Source organism: Paenibacillus sp. FSL W8-1187 (assembly GCF_037965485.1).
Classification (GTDB): domain Bacteria; phylum Bacillota; class Bacilli; order Paenibacillales; family Paenibacillaceae; genus Paenibacillus_O; species Paenibacillus_O pasadenensis.
In genome coordinates this window covers 3028968-3045568 of record NZ_CP150181.1, presented here as the reverse complement: position 1 = coordinate 3045568, position 16601 = coordinate 3028968, and the positions used below count along the sequence as shown (strand labels likewise).

General features: G+C 61.6%; 17 protein-coding genes. All 17 read left to right on the top strand.

What is annotated here, in order from left to right; genetic code table 11:
- The 17 genes from NYE40_RS13210 (at window position 1) to NYE40_RS13130 (ending at window position 16594) form a co-directional block, all read left to right on the top strand.
- Window positions 1–1305, top strand: a complete 1305-nt coding sequence (locus NYE40_RS13210; protein ID WP_101809223.1) for a pitrilysin family protein — start codon at window positions 1–3, stop codon at window positions 1303–1305.
- 14 nt (window positions 1306–1319) lie between these two features.
- On the top strand, window positions 1320–2051 hold the full coding sequence (gene fabG, locus NYE40_RS13205; RefSeq protein WP_052332921.1) for a 3-oxoacyl-ACP reductase FabG: 732 nt from the start codon (window positions 1320–1322) through the stop codon (window positions 2049–2051).
- Between the two features lie 111 nt (window positions 2052–2162).
- Window positions 2163–2414, top strand: a complete 252-nt coding sequence (locus tag NYE40_RS13200; protein ID WP_028597372.1) for a DUF3243 domain-containing protein — start codon at window positions 2163–2165, stop codon at window positions 2412–2414.
- A gap of 155 nt (window positions 2415–2569) precedes the next feature.
- On the top strand, window positions 2570–3334 hold the full coding sequence (locus NYE40_RS13195) for a DUF3388 domain-containing protein (protein ID WP_028597371.1): 765 nt from the start codon (window positions 2570–2572) through the stop codon (window positions 3332–3334).
- A 23-nt stretch (window positions 3335–3357) separates the two neighbouring features.
- Complete coding sequence (locus NYE40_RS13190; RefSeq protein ID WP_339278552.1) at window positions 3358–4245, top strand: RodZ domain-containing protein; 888 nt, start codon at window positions 3358–3360, stop codon at window positions 4243–4245.
- A 186-nt stretch (window positions 4246–4431) separates the two neighbouring features.
- Window positions 4432–4923 (top strand): YajQ family cyclic di-GMP-binding protein, encoded by a 492-nt coding sequence (locus tag NYE40_RS13185; protein WP_028597370.1) that lies wholly within the window; start codon window positions 4432–4434, stop codon window positions 4921–4923.
- 81 nt (window positions 4924–5004) lie between these two features.
- Entirely contained in the window at window positions 5005–5580 is a 576-nt protein-coding gene (gene pgsA, locus NYE40_RS13180; protein WP_028597369.1) for a CDP-diacylglycerol--glycerol-3-phosphate 3-phosphatidyltransferase, read from the top strand.
- Between the two features lie 79 nt (window positions 5581–5659).
- Window positions 5660–6907 (top strand): competence/damage-inducible protein A, encoded by a 1248-nt coding sequence (locus NYE40_RS13175; RefSeq protein WP_153783719.1) that lies wholly within the window; start codon window positions 5660–5662, stop codon window positions 6905–6907.
- 238 nt (window positions 6908–7145) lie between these two features.
- A complete protein-coding gene (gene recA / locus NYE40_RS13170) occupies window positions 7146–8210 on the top strand; it encodes a recombinase RecA (RefSeq protein WP_101809220.1) in 1065 nt (354 codons plus the stop codon).
- Window positions 8211–8310: 100 nt separating this feature from the next.
- Window positions 8311–8994 (top strand): RecX family transcriptional regulator, encoded by a 684-nt coding sequence (locus NYE40_RS13165; RefSeq protein ID WP_339278551.1) that lies wholly within the window; start codon window positions 8311–8313, stop codon window positions 8992–8994.
- Window positions 8995–9176: 182 nt separating this feature from the next.
- The gene (gene rny, locus NYE40_RS13160; protein WP_101809218.1) at window positions 9177–10718 is read left to right on the top strand and encodes a ribonuclease Y; all 1542 of its coding nucleotides are present in this window, start codon (window positions 9177–9179) and stop codon (window positions 10716–10718) included.
- 58 nt (window positions 10719–10776) lie between these two features.
- Complete coding sequence (locus NYE40_RS13155; RefSeq protein ID WP_101809217.1) at window positions 10777–11571, top strand: TIGR00282 family metallophosphoesterase; 795 nt, start codon at window positions 10777–10779, stop codon at window positions 11569–11571.
- Between the two features lie 127 nt (window positions 11572–11698).
- Window positions 11699–11959, top strand: a complete 261-nt coding sequence (locus NYE40_RS13150) for a stage V sporulation protein S (protein WP_028597363.1) — start codon at window positions 11699–11701, stop codon at window positions 11957–11959.
- Window positions 11960–12091: 132 nt separating this feature from the next.
- Complete coding sequence (locus NYE40_RS13145) at window positions 12092–13069, top strand: dipeptidase (protein ID WP_339278550.1); 978 nt, start codon at window positions 12092–12094, stop codon at window positions 13067–13069.
- Between the two features lie 153 nt (window positions 13070–13222).
- Complete coding sequence (locus NYE40_RS13140; protein WP_101809215.1) at window positions 13223–14971, top strand: 2-oxoacid:acceptor oxidoreductase subunit alpha; 1749 nt, start codon at window positions 13223–13225, stop codon at window positions 14969–14971.
- Window positions 14958–15830: a 2-oxoacid:ferredoxin oxidoreductase subunit beta gene (locus tag NYE40_RS13135; RefSeq protein ID WP_101809214.1), complete on the top strand. Its 873-nt coding sequence runs from the start codon at window positions 14958–14960 to the stop codon at window positions 15828–15830. Before NYE40_RS13140 ends, NYE40_RS13135 begins: the two co-directional genes overlap by 14 nt.
- A gap of 185 nt (window positions 15831–16015) precedes the next feature.
- On the top strand, window positions 16016–16594 hold the full coding sequence (locus NYE40_RS13130) for a phosphate propanoyltransferase (protein ID WP_043110849.1): 579 nt from the start codon (window positions 16016–16018) through the stop codon (window positions 16592–16594).
- The last annotated feature ends 7 nt before the right edge of the window (window positions 16595–16601 follow it).

Below are 16601 nucleotides of genomic sequence, written 5' to 3'. Positions count from 1 at the left end.
ATGCAGAAGCTACATTACCCCGGCGTCGAGGAGACGCTGTACTACGAGCAGCTGCCGAACGGGCTGAGCGTCTATCTGCTTCCGAAGGAAGGCTTCCAAAAGACGTACGCGACGTTCTCGACCCGCTACGGCTCCGTCGACAACCATTTCCGCAGCGGCAGCCAGCCGCTGACGCGCGTGCCGGACGGCATCGCCCATTTCCTGGAGCACAAGATGTTCGAGGAGCCGCAGGGCGACATCTTCGCCACCTTCGCTTCGCAGGGGGCTTCGGCCAACGCGTTCACGAGCTTCGACCGCACCGTCTACCTGTTCTCGGCGACGGAGCAGATCGAGGCCAACCTGACGACCCTCATCGACTTCGTGCAGCATCCGTACTTCACGGATCAGAACGTCGACAAGGAAAAGGGCATCATCGCGCAGGAAATCAACATGTACAGCGACAATCCGGACTGGCGCGTGTACTACGGCCTGATCGAGGCGATGTACCAGAAGCATCCGGTGCACATCGACATCGCCGGCACCGTGGAGTCGATCTACCAGATCGACAAGGAGCTGCTTTACCTGTGCTACAACACGTTTTATCATCCGTCCAACATGCTGCTGTTCGTCGTCGGCGGCATTGATGCCGAGCGGATCATGGAGCTGATCCGGAGCAACCAGGCGGCCAAGTCCTTCGAGGACATCGGCGAGATCGAGCGCTTCTTCGATCCGGAGCCGCAGGGCGTGCGCGAGCCGCTGAAGTCGCTCTCGCTGCAGGTGTCGCTGCCCAAGTGCCTGTTCGGCTTCAAAGAAAAGACGAACGGCCTCGGCAGCGCCGAACTGCTGCGCCGCGACGTGACGACGAAGCTGATGCTCGAGACGCTGCTCGGCTCGAGCTCGCCGCTGTACCAGAGCCTGTACGACGACAATCTCATCTCCGACTCGTTCGGTTATGAGTACAACTGCAGCACGGACTACGGCTTCAGCATCATCGGCGGCGATACGAACGATCCGGATCGGCTCGTCGAGCGGATCAAGGAGGCGATCGGCGAGGCGCTGCAGTCCGGGCTCGACGCCGCCGCGTTCGAGCGCACGAAGAAAAAGCGGATCGGCAGCTACCTGCGCATGCTCAATTCGCCGGAATCGATCGCCGGGGAATTCACCCGCTATAAATTCCGCGGCCAGGATCTGTTCGAGCTGCTGCCGGCTTACGAGAGCCTGACGCTCGAGCAGGCGAACGCGCGGCTGCGCGAGCATTTCGACTTCGGACAGCTCGCCGTCTCGCTCGTGCTGCCGACCGCCGAGCAGGAGGCGGAGCCGAGCTGAAGCCCTTGCATGAAATGAACGTGCTCGTCACCGGAGGCAGCCGCGGCATCGGCGCCGCGATCGCGCGGCGCTTCGCCCGCGAGGGCATGAATGTCGCGCTTCATTACCTTCACTCGCATGAGCAGGCCAACGAGACGGCGCGCGAATGCCTCGCGCTCGGAAGCGGGCGCGTCATGACGGCGTCGGCCGACCTGCGCTCGCGGGAAAGCCTGGAGCGGATGCGCGAGAAGCTGGCGGGAGCGGATCTGCTGCCGGACATCCTCGTCAACAACGCCGGCATTTCCCATTACGGGCTGCTTTCCGATCTGACCGACGCCGAGTGGGACGACGTCACCGCGGTCAATCTGCGGGGCGTTTTCCTCTGCACCCAGCTGTTCATGCCCGAGATGATCCGCGCCCGCTGGGGACGCATCATCAACATCTCGTCCGTATGGGGCGTCGCGGGAGCCTCGTGCGAGGTGCTTTATTCCGCCACCAAGGGCGGCGTCAACGCCTTCACCAAAGCGCTCGCCAAAGAGCTCGCCCCCTCGGGCGTGACGGTGAACGCCGTCGCTCCCGGCGCGATCGACACGGAAATGCTCGGCGGCTTCGATTCCCAGGAGCTGAAGCAGCTCGAGCAGGACATTCCCGCGGGGCGGCTCGGCCAGCCCGACGAGATCGCCTCGCTCGTCTATTTCCTGTCGCTGCCGGAGTCGTCCTACATCACCGGACAGGTGATCAGCCCGAACGGCGGCTGGATCACCTGAAGATTGAAACCTTTTGCCAGCCCTGATCGTCGTATAGCTGACCCGGCCGCCGCGCACACTAATGCCGTTGATGGTGCTATTCCTCAACGACTTTAAGGAGGCGAACCGAGCATGTCTACCGTACTTTCGAACTTCGATTCCTGGAAGGAATTTCTTGCAGAGCGACTGGAACAAGGCAAGAAGCTCGGCTTGAGCGAAGAGGCGATCGGCAACCTCGCTTACGAAATCGGCTCTTTCCTCGACGAGAAGGTCGACCCGAAAAACGAAGAGCAGCGCATGCTGAAGGAAATCTGGGATGTCGGCGACGAAAATGAGCGCAAGACGATCGCCCGGCTGATGGTGAAGCTGGTCGGACATCGCTAGTCATCGGCGTCACGGCAGAGAGCTCCCGGTCTAACGGGAGCTTTTCTGTCATGTAGAACGAGCGTGCTCATTGCGGAAACGTGGCGAATCCTGTAGAATGTAGGCTTATAATGAAGGCGGTTCGAAGCGCCTGCAACCTTGGGATGGTGTGATTGATGGAATCGAAACAGTGGTATATGGAATACAAAATACATAAGAATCGGCCAGGCCTGCTCGGCGACATCGCCTCGCTGCTGGGCATGCTCAACGTCAACATCATTACGATCAACGGGGTGGAGGACCGCACCCGCGGCATGCTGCTGCAGACCAACGACGACGAGAAGATCGAGATTCTCGGCAAGATGCTGCAGAAGGTCGAGAACATCACCGTCAACAAGCTCCGTCCGCCAAGCTTGGTCGACCGCCTGGCCGTGCGCCACGGACGCTATATCGAGCGAGACTCCGACGACCGCAAGACGTTCCGCTTCACGCGCGACGAGCTCGGCCTGCTCGTCGATTTTCTCGGCGAGATCTTCAAGCGCGACGGCAACCAGGTCATCGGGCTGCGCGGCATGCCGCGGGTCGGCAAGACGGAGTCGATCATCGCGGGCAGCGTCTGCTCGAACAAGCGCTGGACGTTCGTCAGCTCCACGCTGCTCCGGCAAACCGTGCGCAGCCAGCTTTCGAGCGAGGAGATGAACCCCGACAACATCTTCATCATCGACGGCATCGTCAGCACGATCCGCTCCAACGAGCGGCATCATTCGCTGCTGCAGGAAATCATGGAGATGCCGTCGACCAAAGTCATCGAGCATCCGGACATCTTCATCCGCGAATCCAATTTCGATTACAGCACTTTTACGACGATCATCGAGCTTCGCAACACCCCGGACGAGGAGATCTCCTACGACTCCTTCACGGTCAACTACAATGACTTCTAATCGGAAAGGAGGCTATGCCAATTATGTCTGAACTGGGCCAAACCCTGCGGACCGCAAGGGAAGAATCCGGCTTGTCCCTCGACGAGCTGCAGGAGATGACCAAGATCCGCAAGCATTATTTGATCGCGATCGAGGAAGGCAACTACAGCGCGCTGCCCGGCAGCTTCTACGCCCGCGCGTTCGTCAAGAACTATGCCGAGGCGGTAGGGCTGAACGCGGAGGAAGTGCTCAGCTACTACAAGAACGAGCTGCCTTCCGCTCCGCAGACTTCCGCCGCCGAGCCGTCGGCTTCTCCTCAGCCGCCGCGCAAGGCGTCGACGTCGCGGACGATGTCGGAGCGTTTCGGCAAGCTCGGCTTTTCCGTGCTAATGTGGGCGTTCCTCGGGCTGATCGTGTTCCTGCTCTGGATGTTCGTCATTCGGGACGACGGCGCCAAGAGCGCCGACTCCACGGACCGGACGCCGATGACGACGGCGACTCCGGGACCGAACGACAGCCGGCCGACGGCGTCCCCGGGCAGCGGCGCGCTCGCATCCCCGAGCCCGACGGCTACGCCGACTCCGACGCCTCCGGCAGGCGCGGTCACGTTCGACCGCAAGTCGGGCGGAGTGGACTATTATCAAGTCACCGGCCAGCCGATGCTTCAGCTCAAGTTTTCCGGCGGAGCCTGGCTGGAGGTCCGCAAAGGCGGAAAATCCGGCGAGCGCCTTTACAACCAGAACGTTACGGCTGAAGACACGATCGAAATTCCGCTTGATGCGGTCATCTACGTGAACACGGGACGCGCGGACAACACCGAGTTCTACATCGACGGCACGCTTCTCGAGGACGGCGACCGTCCCGGTCCGAAGCGCTTCCAGTTCGATCCGTCCTCGGGCGATGCGGTATCGCAGGACGAGACGGGCGAGTAATTCGGCGGCGCTTGAAGCGCGGCCGCCCGCTTGCCGCGAGAGTCGTCAGGCACAGGCGATAGAAGGTTGAAGGGCGCTTTCTTCCTGCGGGAAGAAGCGCCTTTCTGCGCCCCGGCGGCGCGTTATACTTTCGCTTTCGGATGATTTATAATAGAGGACGATGAAAACGCAAGGAGGACTGGACCCATGAGTTCGGAAAGTTCGTTCGATATCGTATCGAAGGTAGACCTGCAGGAGCTGAACAACGCCATCGTCCAGGCGGAAAAGGAAATCGAGAACCGCTTCGACTTCAAGGGGAGCAAGAGCAGCATCAAGCTGGAGAAGGAGGAGCTGGTCGTCGCTTCCGACGACGAGTACAAGCTGAAAAGCGTCATCGACATCCTCCAGACGAAAATGATCAAGCGCGGAGTGCCGATCAAGAACATGGACTTCGGCAAGATCGAAGCGGCCACGCTCGGCACGGTGCGCCAGCGGATCAAGCTCAAGCAAGGCATCGGCCAGGACGACGCCAAGAAGATCAACGTGCTCATCCGCGATTCCAAGCTGAAGGTGAAAAGCCAGATTCAAGGCGATCAATTGCGCGTGACGGGCAAGAGCCGGGACGATCTGCAAGCGGTCATCTCGCTGCTGCGCGGCGCCAACCTCGAGCTCGAGCTGCAGTTCACCAACTATCGCTGACGGCCGTCGATCCTCGTTTTGACAGGCCGCTTCCGCTTCGATTATACTTGTGAAGTTTGAAACGTCAGGGAGGGGAAGGGCTTGAACCTGGCCAACAAGATCACGCTCGCGCGCATCTTCTTAGTGCCTGTCATCCTGTTTTTTCTATTGATCCGGTTCGATCTGGGAACGGTCCGGTTCGAAGATTTCGAGCTTACATACACGCAGATCATCGCCGCCCTGATCTTCATCATCGCGGCGAGCACCGACGGGCTCGACGGCTATCTGGCCCGCAAGAACAAGATGGTCACCAATCTCGGCAAGCTGCTTGATCCGCTGGCGGACAAGCTGCTCGTCGCGGCCGTCCTCATCTCGCTCGTGCAGATGGACAAGCTTTCCGCGTTCATCGCCATCGTCATCATCAGCCGCGAGTTCGCCGTGACGGGCCTGCGCCAGGTCGCCCTGCTGGAGGGCGCCGTGCTTGCGGCAAGCACCTGGGGCAAGTGGAAGACCGGCATCCAGATCGCGATGATCATCGCGCTGCTGCTCAACAACTTCCCGTTCGCGCTGGTGGACATCCGCATGGATATCATCCTCAGCTGGGCGGCGGCGCTGATCACGATCTGGTCCGGCATCGACTACTTCGTCAAGAACCGCAACCTGATTCCCGTCGAGTAGCTTACAAGGTCTCTTTCCTTTTCGGGAAAGGGACCTTGTCCGTTACCGACAGCCCAATCCACGACAGGAGTGAAGCGCTGTGAAAGCCGAAATCATCGCTGTTGGAACGGAACTGCTGCTTGGACAGATCGTCAATACGAACGCACGCTATCTTTCCCAAGGACTCGCCGCCCTCGGCATCGACGTCTTTTTCCAGACGGTCGTCGGCGACAACGCCGCCCGCATCCGTCAGGCGATCGATACGGCACGCTCCCGCGCCGACCTGCTGCTGTTCACCGGCGGTCTCGGGCCGACGATGGACGACCTCACCAAGGACGTGCTCGGCGACTATCTCGGGCGCCGGCTCGTCGTCCATGAGCCGACGATGGAGGCGATGGAGCGGTTTTTCGCTTCCCGCGGAAGCCATATGGTCGAGAGCAACCGCCGGCAGGCCAACTGGATCGAGGGCAGCGTAGCGCTCGAGAACGACGCGGGGCTTGCCGTCGGCAACGCGCTGGAGCAGGACGGAACCCGCTATATCCTGCTGCCGGGTCCGCCCAAGGAAATGATGCCGATGTTCGAGGGGCCGGCGACGCGCTGGCTGCTGGCCGAGCTCGGAGCGGGGGCTCCGCTGCATTCGCGCATCCTGCGCTTCGCCGGCATCGGCGAGTCGCGGCTCGAGCATGAGCTGATCGACCTGATCGAGAGCCAGAGCGATCCGACGATCGCTCCGTATGCCAAGGAAGGCGAGGTGGCGATCCGCCTCTCCAGCAAGTCCGCGGACGAGGCGCAGGCGCTGGACCGCATCGAGCGGATGGCGCAGCAGATCCGCGAGCGCCTCGGCGCCCATATCTATGCCGAAGAGGACATCTCGCTCGAAGAGGCCGTGCTGCGGCGGCTGCGCACGAGGCGGATGCGGGTCAGCGTGGCCGAGAGCTGCACGGGCGGCCTGCTGGCCGAGCTCATCACCGGCATCCCCGGCAGCAGCGGCGAGTTCCTCGGCGGCATCGTCACCTATACGAATACGATGAAGCACAAGCTGCTCGGCATTCCGCTCGCCCAGCTGGAGGGGGCGGACGCGCCTGGAGCGGTGAGCGCCTCCACCGCGGCGCTGATGGCGCAGCGGGTGGCGGAGACGACCGGCAGCGACTGGGGCGTCTCGATTACCGGCGTCGCCGGGCCGGGCTCCTCCGAGGGCAAGCCGATCGGCCTCGTCTACATCGGCATCGCCCGCAAAGGCGGGGAGGCCGAGACGCATGAGCTGAACGCCGGCGGCAATCGCGACATGGTGCGCATCCGCGCCGCCAAGCACGCGCTGTACCGGCTCTGGCTGGCGCTCCAGGAATAGCCGCGGCGCGCTTGCGCTGGCCGGCTCGGATCGCGTACAATAAGGGCAGTTGACGGAAGAACCGCAGCGAGTCGGACCAGCTGCGGTTCTTTGTCTTTTTTCGGGGCTGCGGCGGGACTCGGGGAGGGACGGAGCGCGCTTCAAAAAAAGCGAATGTATGTTCGAAAAAAGTCTTGGCAAACGGCTTCAAGTAGACTAGAATAGAACTATAAATCGACGAACGAAGGATGTGGATCTCTTGTCAGATCGCCGCGCAGCTTTAGATATGGCGCTTCGCCAGATTGAGAAACAATTCGGAAAAGGCTCCATCATGAAATTAGGCGAGTCCGCCCAGCTGGCCGTTGAAACGGTCTCCAGCGGCGCCCTCGCATTGGATATCGCGCTCGGCATCGGGGGCTTCCCTCGCGGCCGCATCATCGAAGTCTACGGACCGGAGTCGTCCGGCAAGACGACCGTCGCCCTGCACGCGATCGCCGAAGTGCAGCGCACGGGCGGACAAGCCGCCTTCATCGACGCGGAGCATGCGCTGGATCCGCTCTACGCCAGCAAGCTCGGCGTCAACATCGACGAGCTGCTGCTGTCCCAGCCGGATACGGGCGAACAGGCGCTGGAGATCGCCGAGGCGCTCGTGCGCAGCGGCGCCGTCGACATCATCGTCATCGACTCCGTCGCGGCGCTCGTGCCGAAGGCCGAGATCGAGGGCGAGATGGGCGACTCCCACGTCGGCCTCCAGGCGCGCCTCATGTCGCAGGCGCTGCGCAAGCTGTCCGGAGCGATCAGCAAGTCCAAGACGATCGCCATCTTCATCAACCAGCTCCGCGAGAAGGTCGGCGTCATGTTCGGCAACCCGGAGACGACTCCGGGCGGACGCGCCCTGAAGTTCTACAGCAGCGTGCGGCTGGACGTGCGCCGCATCGAGAGCATCAAGCAAGGCACCGACGTCGTGGGCAACCGGACCCGCATCAAGGTCGTCAAGAACAAGGTGGCGCCTCCGTTCCGCCAGGCCGAGCTGGACATCATGTACGGCGAAGGCATCTCGCGCGTCGGCAGCATCATCGACATCGGCGTGGAGATGGACATCGTGCAGAAGAGCGGCGCTTGGTTCAGCTTCAACGGCGACCGCCTCGGCCAAGGACGGGAGAACGCCAAGCAGTTCCTCAAGGACAACGAGCCGATCGCAAGCGTGATCGAAGGCAAGATCCGCGAGGCGCATAACCTCAATGCGGCTGCGGAGCGCGCTGCCGGCGCCGAAGTTTCCAAGGACGAGGCAGACGAGTTTGAGGAGCTGGAGCTCGACGTCTGATTGTTTCCGCTCTGCGAAGTAGCGGCATGACCAAGCATCCCTGATGGAGTCGGGGGTGCTTTTTTCTTCATTAGAATCGACGAGGAAGGGAGCGGCGAAGATGGAGGAGCAGGAAAAACGGATCACGCGCGTAGAGCAGGACGACAAGAAGCCGTCTCTCTACTGGATTTATCTCGAAGGCAGCGAGGAGCCGGAGCTGTCGGTGCATGAGGACATTCTCGTCAAGTACCGGCTGCTCAAAGACACGCTCATCGAGCCGAAGCTGATGGCGCGGATCGCGGAGGAGAACGCTCGCTACCGGGCGTATGCGGCGGCCGTCTTCTACGCCGGCTTCAAGATGCGATCGTCGAAGGAGATGTCCGCCTATCTCAAGCGCAAGGAATTCGAAGAAGAGGATATCCGCTATGCTATCGAGCGGCTGCAGCAGGAGCGGGTCGTCGACGACCGCGACTATGCCCGCATGTTCGCCTCCCAGCGTCTGCGGAGCAGCCAGAAGGGCAGCCGTCTCATCCGCATGGAGCTCGAGCAGCGCGGCATTCCAAAGGAGACGGCGGGACATGCGGTCGAAGCTCTCGACGACGAGGAAGAACGGCGCGCCGCGCTCAAGGCCGGAGAGAAGAAATGGCGGAGCCTAAAGGGAGAAGAGCGGGACAAACGGATGAAGCTGACCGGATTCCTGCTGCGGCGCGGATTCCCGAGCGATCTCGTGCGGGAGACGGTCCGGCAGATTCAGGACTCGGCCGAGGGCGAGGACGACGCCGACGGGGGCTGGCTTGACAATTGATTTTGCGGAAAGCTACAATAATAAAGCATCCATCTGGCATGGGATGCCTTTCCTTCCGTAAATGGGTTCAGGTTTTTTGTCTCCATTTCTACAGTCGTAAAGCACGGTATGGAACCGAATGGCAACAATTGAATATCATTCCCGGCTGATGCCTTGGTGAATGCAACGAGGAGGTGAACAAGATGAACCCCATTTGGTGGATCTTGATCGTTCTCGTTGTTGGCGCGATTACCTTTGGGATTGGTTACTTCGTCCGAAAGTCGTTTGCCGAGGCTAAGATTTCCAGCGCTGAGCAGGCCGCGCTCCAGATCGTCGAACAGGCGAAGAAGGAAGCGGATGCGTTGAAAAAGGAAACGGTGCTGGAAGCGAAAGACGAAATCCATAAACTCCGTTCGGAAGCGGACAAGGACATTCGGGAGAGACGCAATGAGAATCAGCGTCTTGAAAGGCGCTTGCTGCAAAAAGAGGAGTCTTTGGATAAGAAAATTGAGGCACTCGAACGCAAAGAAGAATTGGTAGCCAACAAGGAGAAACGAATCGAGGAAACGCAAGAGCAGATTGATTCCATCTACCGGCAGCAGCAGAGCGAGCTGGAACGGATCTCCGGCTTGACTACGGAGGACGCGAAGACGATCATCTTCAACAACGTGGAGCAGGAAGTCCGTCACGAGACGGCGCAGATGATCAAGGAGCTGGAGCAGCAGGCGAAGGAAGAAGCGGACAAAAAAGCCCGCGACATCATTTCCCTGGCGATCCAGCGCTGCGCGGCCGACCATGTCGCGGAGACGACGGTATCCGTCGTGACGCTGCCGAACGAAGAGATGAAGGGCCGGATCATCGGCCGCGAGGGCCGCAACATCCGCGCGCTCGAGACGCTCACCGGCATCGATCTGATCATCGACGATACGCCGGAAGCGGTCATCTTGTCCGGATTCGATCCGATACGCCGGGAGATTGCCCGTACAGCGCTCGAGAAGCTCGTCGCCGACGGCAGGATCCATCCCGCCCGAATCGAGGAGATGGTCGAGAAATCCCGCCGCGAGGTGGACGAGCGGATTCGCGAGTATGGCGAGCAGGCGACTTTCGAGGTCGGCGTGCATGCGATCCATCCGGATCTGATCAAGATTCTCGGCCGCCTGAAGTATCGGACGAGCTATGGCCAGAACGTGCTGAAGCATTCGATGGAGGTCGCTTATCTGACCGGCCTGATGGCGGCCGAGCTGGGCGAGGACATCACCTTGGCCAAGCGCGCCGGCTTGCTGCATGACATCGGCAAAGCGCTCGACCACGAGGTCGAAGGCTCCCATGTCGAGATCGGCGTCGAGCTGGCCCGCAAGTACAAGGAGCATCCGGTCGTCATCAACAGCATCGCGTCCCATCACGGCGATTGCGAGGCGACTTCGGTCATCGCGATGCTCGTCGGAGCCGCGGACGCGCTGTCGGCCGCCCGTCCGGGAGCCCGCCGCGAGACGCTCGAGACGTATATCAAGCGTCTGGAGAAGCTCGAGGCGATCTCCGAATCGTTCGATGGCGTCGAGAAATCGTACGCCATCCAGGCCGGACGCGAAGTTCGCGTCATGGTCCAGCCGGAGAAGATCGACGATACGGAAGCGTTCCGTCTGGCACGCGACATTACCAAAAAGATCGAGGGAGAACTGGACTATCCGGGCCATATCAAGGTCACGGTCATCCGCGAAACCCGTGCGGTCGAATACGCCAAGTAGGCGAACCAGACATCCCGCTCCTGCCGGAGCGGGATTTTGTCATGATAGGAGGCCATCCATGAAAGTTCTTTTTATCGGCGACATCGTCGGCAACGTCGGCCGTGCCGCGCTGCGCAAGGCGCTGCCGGCGCTCAGGGCCAAGCATAATCCGGATATCATCATCGTCAACGGCGAGAACGCCGCCGCCGGCCGCGGCATCACCGCCGCGATCGCCAAGGAGTTTTTCGACTGGGGCGTGAACGGCATCACGATGGGCAACCATACATGGGACAACAAGGATCTGTTCGACTGGATCGACGATGAGCCGCGGCTCGTCCGTCCGGCGAATTTTTCGAGCGAATCGCCAGGCATCGGCTCCACGGTCATCAAGGCCGGCAGCAAAAAGCTCGGCATCCTCAATGTCCAAGGGCGCACGTTCCTGCCGCCGAACGACTGCCCGTTCAAGACGGCGGATGCGCATCTGGAGCGGCTGAAGCGCGAGACGAGCTGCGTGCTGGTCGACTTCCACGCCGAAGCGACATCGGAGAAAATCGCGATGGGCTGGTATTTGGACGGCCGGGCCTCGGTCGTGCTCGGCACCCACACGCATGTGCAGACGAACGATGACCGGATCCTTCCGCAAGGAACGGCGTTCTTGACCGATGTCGGCATGACCGGTCCGATGGACGGAATTCTCGGCATGGATCGCGACGCCGTGCTGCACAGGTTTCTGACCGGCCTGCCGTCGCGCTTTGTCGTAGCGGAAGGGGACTGGCATCTGCACGGGGTGCTGGCGGTGTTGGACGAAGCGACGGGACGGGCGCAGCGGCTCGAGAAGATCCGCCTTACGGAAACGTCGCTCGCGATGTTCTAGAGCTTGCCGCTTGACCTGACAACGCCTGGCAGCATGGATGCCGTTGCGGAAGAAGGAATTTTTTGTCCTCTCTCGAATAGGTTTAGGGATATAGGGATACGCCACTATTCCTGAGGAGGTACTTGACATGGACGTCTTAAAAGTTTCCGCTAAGTCCAATCCAAATTCCGTAGCAGGGGCGCTGGCAGGAGTTCTCAGGGAGCGTGGTGCGGCCGAGCTGCAAGCAATCGGAGCCGGCGCCTTGAATCAAGCGGTCAAAGCCGTCGCGATCGCAAGGGGGTTCGTCGCTCCGAGCGGCGTGGACCTGATCTGCATCCCGGCCTTTACCGACATCGTCATCGACGGCGAGGACCGCACCGCGATCAAGCTGATCGTAGAGCCGCGCTGAGCCGAAGAGAAAAACATGCAACGGCCTGTTTACGGAGTAAGCAGGTTTTTTTGCGTTTTCCGGAGACGGAAGTGCATATCGTAGGAGAAGAGGCCGGCATCGGGCGGCCGCGAACGACAGGAGGCGGGGCAGATGAACGACAGATATCCAGGCGAGGAGCCTCGGATCGCGGATTTCCATTGCGACGTGCTGAGCAAGCTGCTGGCGGATCCGCGCCTTGATCCGATCGATTCCGCGAACAATCGCGGGCCGGTGACGCTCGACGCGACGCTCGACCGGCAGCGTGCGGGCGGCTATATGCTCCAGGCCTATGCGATCTATTTGACCGAGTCGAAGCCGAAAACGATGGATGCGGTGCTCCGTTCGGCCGATCTGTTCGAGCAGAAGATCGCCTCTCATCCCGGATATGCCAAGGTACGCGGAAGGCGCGATCTGGAGCGGGCGCTGCAGGAGGGCAAGATCGCCGCGCTGCTGACGCTGGAGGGGGCGGATGCGCTGCAGGGAGACTGGGCGCTGCTGCGAACGGCATTCGCGCTCGGCGTGCGCGTGCTCGGCTTGACGTGGAATTACGCGAACTGGGCGGCGGACGGCGTGCTGGAGCCGAGGCAAGGCGGGCTGACCGCCAAAGGCCGGGAGCTGGTCGATGCGGCGCGCGATCTCGGGCTGCTGCTCGACGTCTCTCATCTGACCGATGCCGGCTTCTGGGAGCTGGTCGAGCGGACCGAGCGGCCGCTGATAGCTTCCCACTCCAACTCGCGCCGCATTTGCCCGCATCCGCGCAATCTGACCGACGACCAGCTGCGCGCGCTGATCGCCATGGACGGGCGGATCGGCTTGACGTACGTGCCCTACTTCATCACCGATCGCGGACAGGCCGCAGCGAGCGACCTGCTGCCGCATATCGAACATATCTGCTCCCTCGGAGGGGAAGACCAATTGATGCTGGGCTCGGACTTCGACGGCATCGAGCAGCATCCGGCCGGCCTGCGCCATGCCGGCGAGGCCGGCCAGCTGCGGCAGGAAGTCGAGCGGGCCTACGGCGCGGCGTTCGCGGAGAAGCTGCTTGGAGGAAACGCGATCCGCTTTTTGCGCCAAAACCTCCCGGAATAAAGGGATTATGGGCTTTATCAGGTTTCTTTATAGCTTTCATCGGAATGCTGAATGCGGCAAGTTCGGAGATTTCCTTGCAATTTTCAATAGCGAGGCATAAAATTTAGGAGGATTGAAAGCAGTTCTCACAGCAGATGAGGAGTTGGACTTATCGTGATTAGTCAGCTGTCTTGGAAGATCGGGGGCCAGCAGGGAGAAGGCGTCGAAAGCACGGACCGGATCTTCTCCACCGCCCTCAACCGTCTCGGGTACTATCTGTACGGATACCGCCATTTCTCTTCGAGGATCAAGGGCGGCCATACCAATAACAAGATTCGCATCAGCACGCAACCGATCCGAGCGATCTCGGACGATCTCGATATTCTTGTCGCATTCGATCAGGAGAGCATCGACCTGAACGCGCCGGAGCTTCGTCCCGGCGGAGTCGTCGTCGCCGACGCCAAGTTCAAGCCGCAGCTGCCGGAAGGCATCGACGCCCGCCTGTTCGCGGTGCCGATCACGGCGATCGCCGAGGAGCTCGGCACGTCCCTCATGAAGAACATGGTCGCTTCCGGCGCTTCCTGGGCGCTGCTCGGCCTGCCGCTCGAGGTGTTCAACCAGGCGGTCGAGGAGGAGTTCGGACGCAAAGGCCCGGCCATCGTCGAGAAAAACGTCGAGGCGGTCAAGCGCGGCGCCGAGTTCGTTCTCGAGCAGGCGGGAGGACCGCTGGAGGCATTCGCGCTGGAGCCTGCCGACGGCAAGCAGAAGCTGTTCATGATCGGCAACGAGGCGATCGGCCTCGGCACGGTCGCCGCAGGCTGCCGCCTCATGAGCGCGTATCCGATCACGCCGGCCTCCGAGATCATGGAATACCTGATCAAGAAGCTGCCGAAGTTCGGCGGCACGGTCGTGCAGACCGAGGATGAGATCGCGGCCGTCACGATGGCGATCGGCGCGAACTACGCCGGCGTGCGGACGATGACCGCATCTGCCGGTCCCGGCCTGTCCCTCATGATGGAGGCGATCGGCCTCGCCGGCATGACCGAGCAGCCGCTCGTCATCGTCGACACGCAGCGCGGCGGTCCTTCGACCGGCTTGCCGACCAAGCAGGAGCAGTCCGACCTCAACGCGATGGTCTACGGCACGCACGGCGAGATTCCCAAGGTCGTCATCGCGCCGGCCAGCATCGAGGACTGCTTCTACGATACGGTCGAGGCGTTCAACATCGCCGAGGAGTATCAGGTGCCGGTCATCATCATGACCGATCTGCAGCTGTCGCTCGGCAAGCAGAGCTGCGAGCCGCTCGACTACGACCGCATCGAGATTCGCCGCGGCAAGCTGCAGCGCGAGCTGCCCGAGCTCGAGCCGAATGTGCTCTTCAAGCGCTACGAGCTTACCGAGGACGGCGTATCGCCGCGCTCGCTGCCGGGCGACAAGGGCGGCCTGCATCATGTGACGGGCGTCGAGCATGACGAGACCGGGCGTCCGTCCGAGAATGCGCTCAACCGCAAGCGGATGATGGATAAGCGGCTCGGCAAGCTCGACCGCCTGCTCATTCCGGAAGCGATCCGCGTCGACGTGCCGCATGAGCGCCCGGACATCCTGATCATCGGCATGGGCTCCACCGGAGGCACGATCGAGGAAGCCCGCAGCCGCCTTGAGCAGGACGGAGCGGCGACCGGCCAGATTCAGGTCCGGCAGATCCATCCGTTCCCGGCCGAGCAGCTGACTCCTTATCTGGAGGCGGCAAGCACCGTCATCGTCCTGGAGAACAACGCGACCGCCCAGCTGGCGGCGCAGATCAAGCTGCATTGCGGCCATGCGGACAAGATCCGCAGCCTGCTCAAATACGACGGCAATCCGTTCCTGCCGTCCGAGGTTTACCAAGCGTCGAAGGAGATGAGCCACGTTGGCCACATTTAAGGAATTCCGCAACAACGTCAAGCCGAACTGGTGCCCGGGCTGCGGAGACTTCTCCATCCAGGCCGCCATCCAGCGCGCCGCGGCGAACGTCGGCCTCGAGCCGGAGCAGCTCGCGGTCATCTCGGGCATCGGCTGCTCGGGCCGGATCTCCGGCTACATCAACGCCTACGGCCTGCACGGCATCCATGGCCGCGCGCTGCCGATCGCCCAAGGCGTCAAGCTGGCGAACCGCGAGCTGACCGTCATCGCCTCCGGCGGCGACGGCGACGGCTTCGCGATCGGCATGGGCCATACGGTGCATGCGATCCGCCGCAACGTCAACCTGACCTACATCGTCATGGACAACCAGATCTACGGCCTGACCAAAGGACAGACTTCCCCGCGCAGCGCGGAAGGCTTCAAGACGAAGTCGACGCCCGAGGGCTCGATCGAGTCGGTGCTCTCGCCGCTGGAGATCGCCTTGTCGGCGGGCGCGACGTTCGTGGCGCAGTCGTTCTCGAGCGACCTCAAGCAGCTGACCGCGCTGATCGAGGCCGGCATCAAGCATGAAGGCTTCTCGCTCATCAACGTCTTCAGCCCTTGCGTCACGTTCAACAAGGTCAACACGTACGACTGGTTCAAGGAAAACATCGTCAACCTCGACGGCGAGGCCGGCGAAGGCTACGATCCGTCGAACCGCCTGGCCGCGATGACGAAGATCATGGAGACGAACGGCCTCGTCACCGGCCTGATCTACCAGGACACGAAGCGCCGCTCCTACGAGAACCTCATCACCGGGTTCAAGCAAGAGGGACTCGCGAACCAGGACATCAAGATTTCCCGCGAGGACTTCGCGAAGTTGGCCGCGGACTTCGTGTAGAATAGGCGGAAGCCCTTATCGTTTTTCCATTAATCCAACAAAAAGCAACCCGTGCGAGGCGGGCTGCTTTTTGTTCGTTTGAGTTCAAGAATCGACGACGGCGCCGTTCGACACGGGCTGTCCCGAAAGTCTATAATGGAGCATGAGAGAGAAAGACGAGTGGAGAAAGGAAGAACATCATGACCATGACTGAAACCAAAACGGTACCTGTAGGCGTCTCCGCGCGCCATATCCATTTATCGCAAGCCCATGTCGAAGCGCTGTTCGGAGCGGGTTATGAGCTGACCGAGTTCAAGCCGCTGTCGCAGCCGGGGCAGTTCGCCGCCAACGAGACGGTCGCCGTCAAAGGGCCCAAAGGCGCTTTCCCGAAAGTGCGCATCCTCGGCCCGGCGCGCAAGGCGACCCAGCTCGAAATTTCCCGCACGGACGCGTTCGCGATCGGCGTGCCCGCGCCGGTGCGCGAATCCGGCAATATCGCCGGCTCGGCCGGCATCACGATCACCGGACCGGCCGGAGAGGTCACGATCGAGGAAGGCGTCATCGTAGCTGCGCGCCATATCCATTTCCATACGGATGACGCGGCGGCCTGGGGCATCGCGGACCAGCAGCTGCTGAAGGTGCGCGTCGGCGGCGAGCGCGGCCTCGTCTTCGAGAACGTCATCGCCCGCGTGTCGGACAGCTTCGCGCTGGACATGCACATCGATACCGACGAGGCCAACGCGGCCGGCGTCAAGAACGGCGACACGGCCGAGATCGTCGGCTGAGGAAGCG

Coding starts and splice junctions, on each gene's coding strand:
- NYE40_RS13130 (WP_043110849.1), top strand. CDS start 16,016: ATGACTGAAACCAAAACGGTACCTGTAGGCGTCTCCGCGCGCCATATC.
- NYE40_RS13155 (WP_101809217.1), top strand. CDS start 10,777: ATGAAAGTTCTTTTTATCGGCGACATCGTCGGCAACGTCGGCCGTGCC.
- NYE40_RS13150 (WP_028597363.1), top strand. CDS start 11,699: ATGGACGTCTTAAAAGTTTCCGCTAAGTCCAATCCAAATTCCGTAGCA.
- NYE40_RS13195 (WP_028597371.1), top strand. CDS start 2,570: ATGGAATCGAAACAGTGGTATATGGAATACAAAATACATAAGAATCGG.
- NYE40_RS13165 (WP_339278551.1), top strand. CDS start 8,311: ATGGAGGAGCAGGAAAAACGGATCACGCGCGTAGAGCAGGACGACAAG.
- NYE40_RS13190 (WP_339278552.1), top strand. CDS start 3,358: ATGTCTGAACTGGGCCAAACCCTGCGGACCGCAAGGGAAGAATCCGGC.
- NYE40_RS13185 (WP_028597370.1), top strand. CDS start 4,432: ATGAGTTCGGAAAGTTCGTTCGATATCGTATCGAAGGTAGACCTGCAG.
- fabG (WP_052332921.1), top strand. CDS start 1,320: ATGAACGTGCTCGTCACCGGAGGCAGCCGCGGCATCGGCGCCGCGATC.
- NYE40_RS13200 (WP_028597372.1), top strand. CDS start 2,163: ATGTCTACCGTACTTTCGAACTTCGATTCCTGGAAGGAATTTCTTGCA.
- NYE40_RS13210 (WP_101809223.1), top strand. CDS start 1: ATGCAGAAGCTACATTACCCCGGCGTCGAGGAGACGCTGTACTACGAG.
- rny (WP_101809218.1), top strand. CDS start 9,177: ATGAACCCCATTTGGTGGATCTTGATCGTTCTCGTTGTTGGCGCGATT.
- NYE40_RS13145 (WP_339278550.1), top strand. CDS start 12,092: ATGAACGACAGATATCCAGGCGAGGAGCCTCGGATCGCGGATTTCCAT.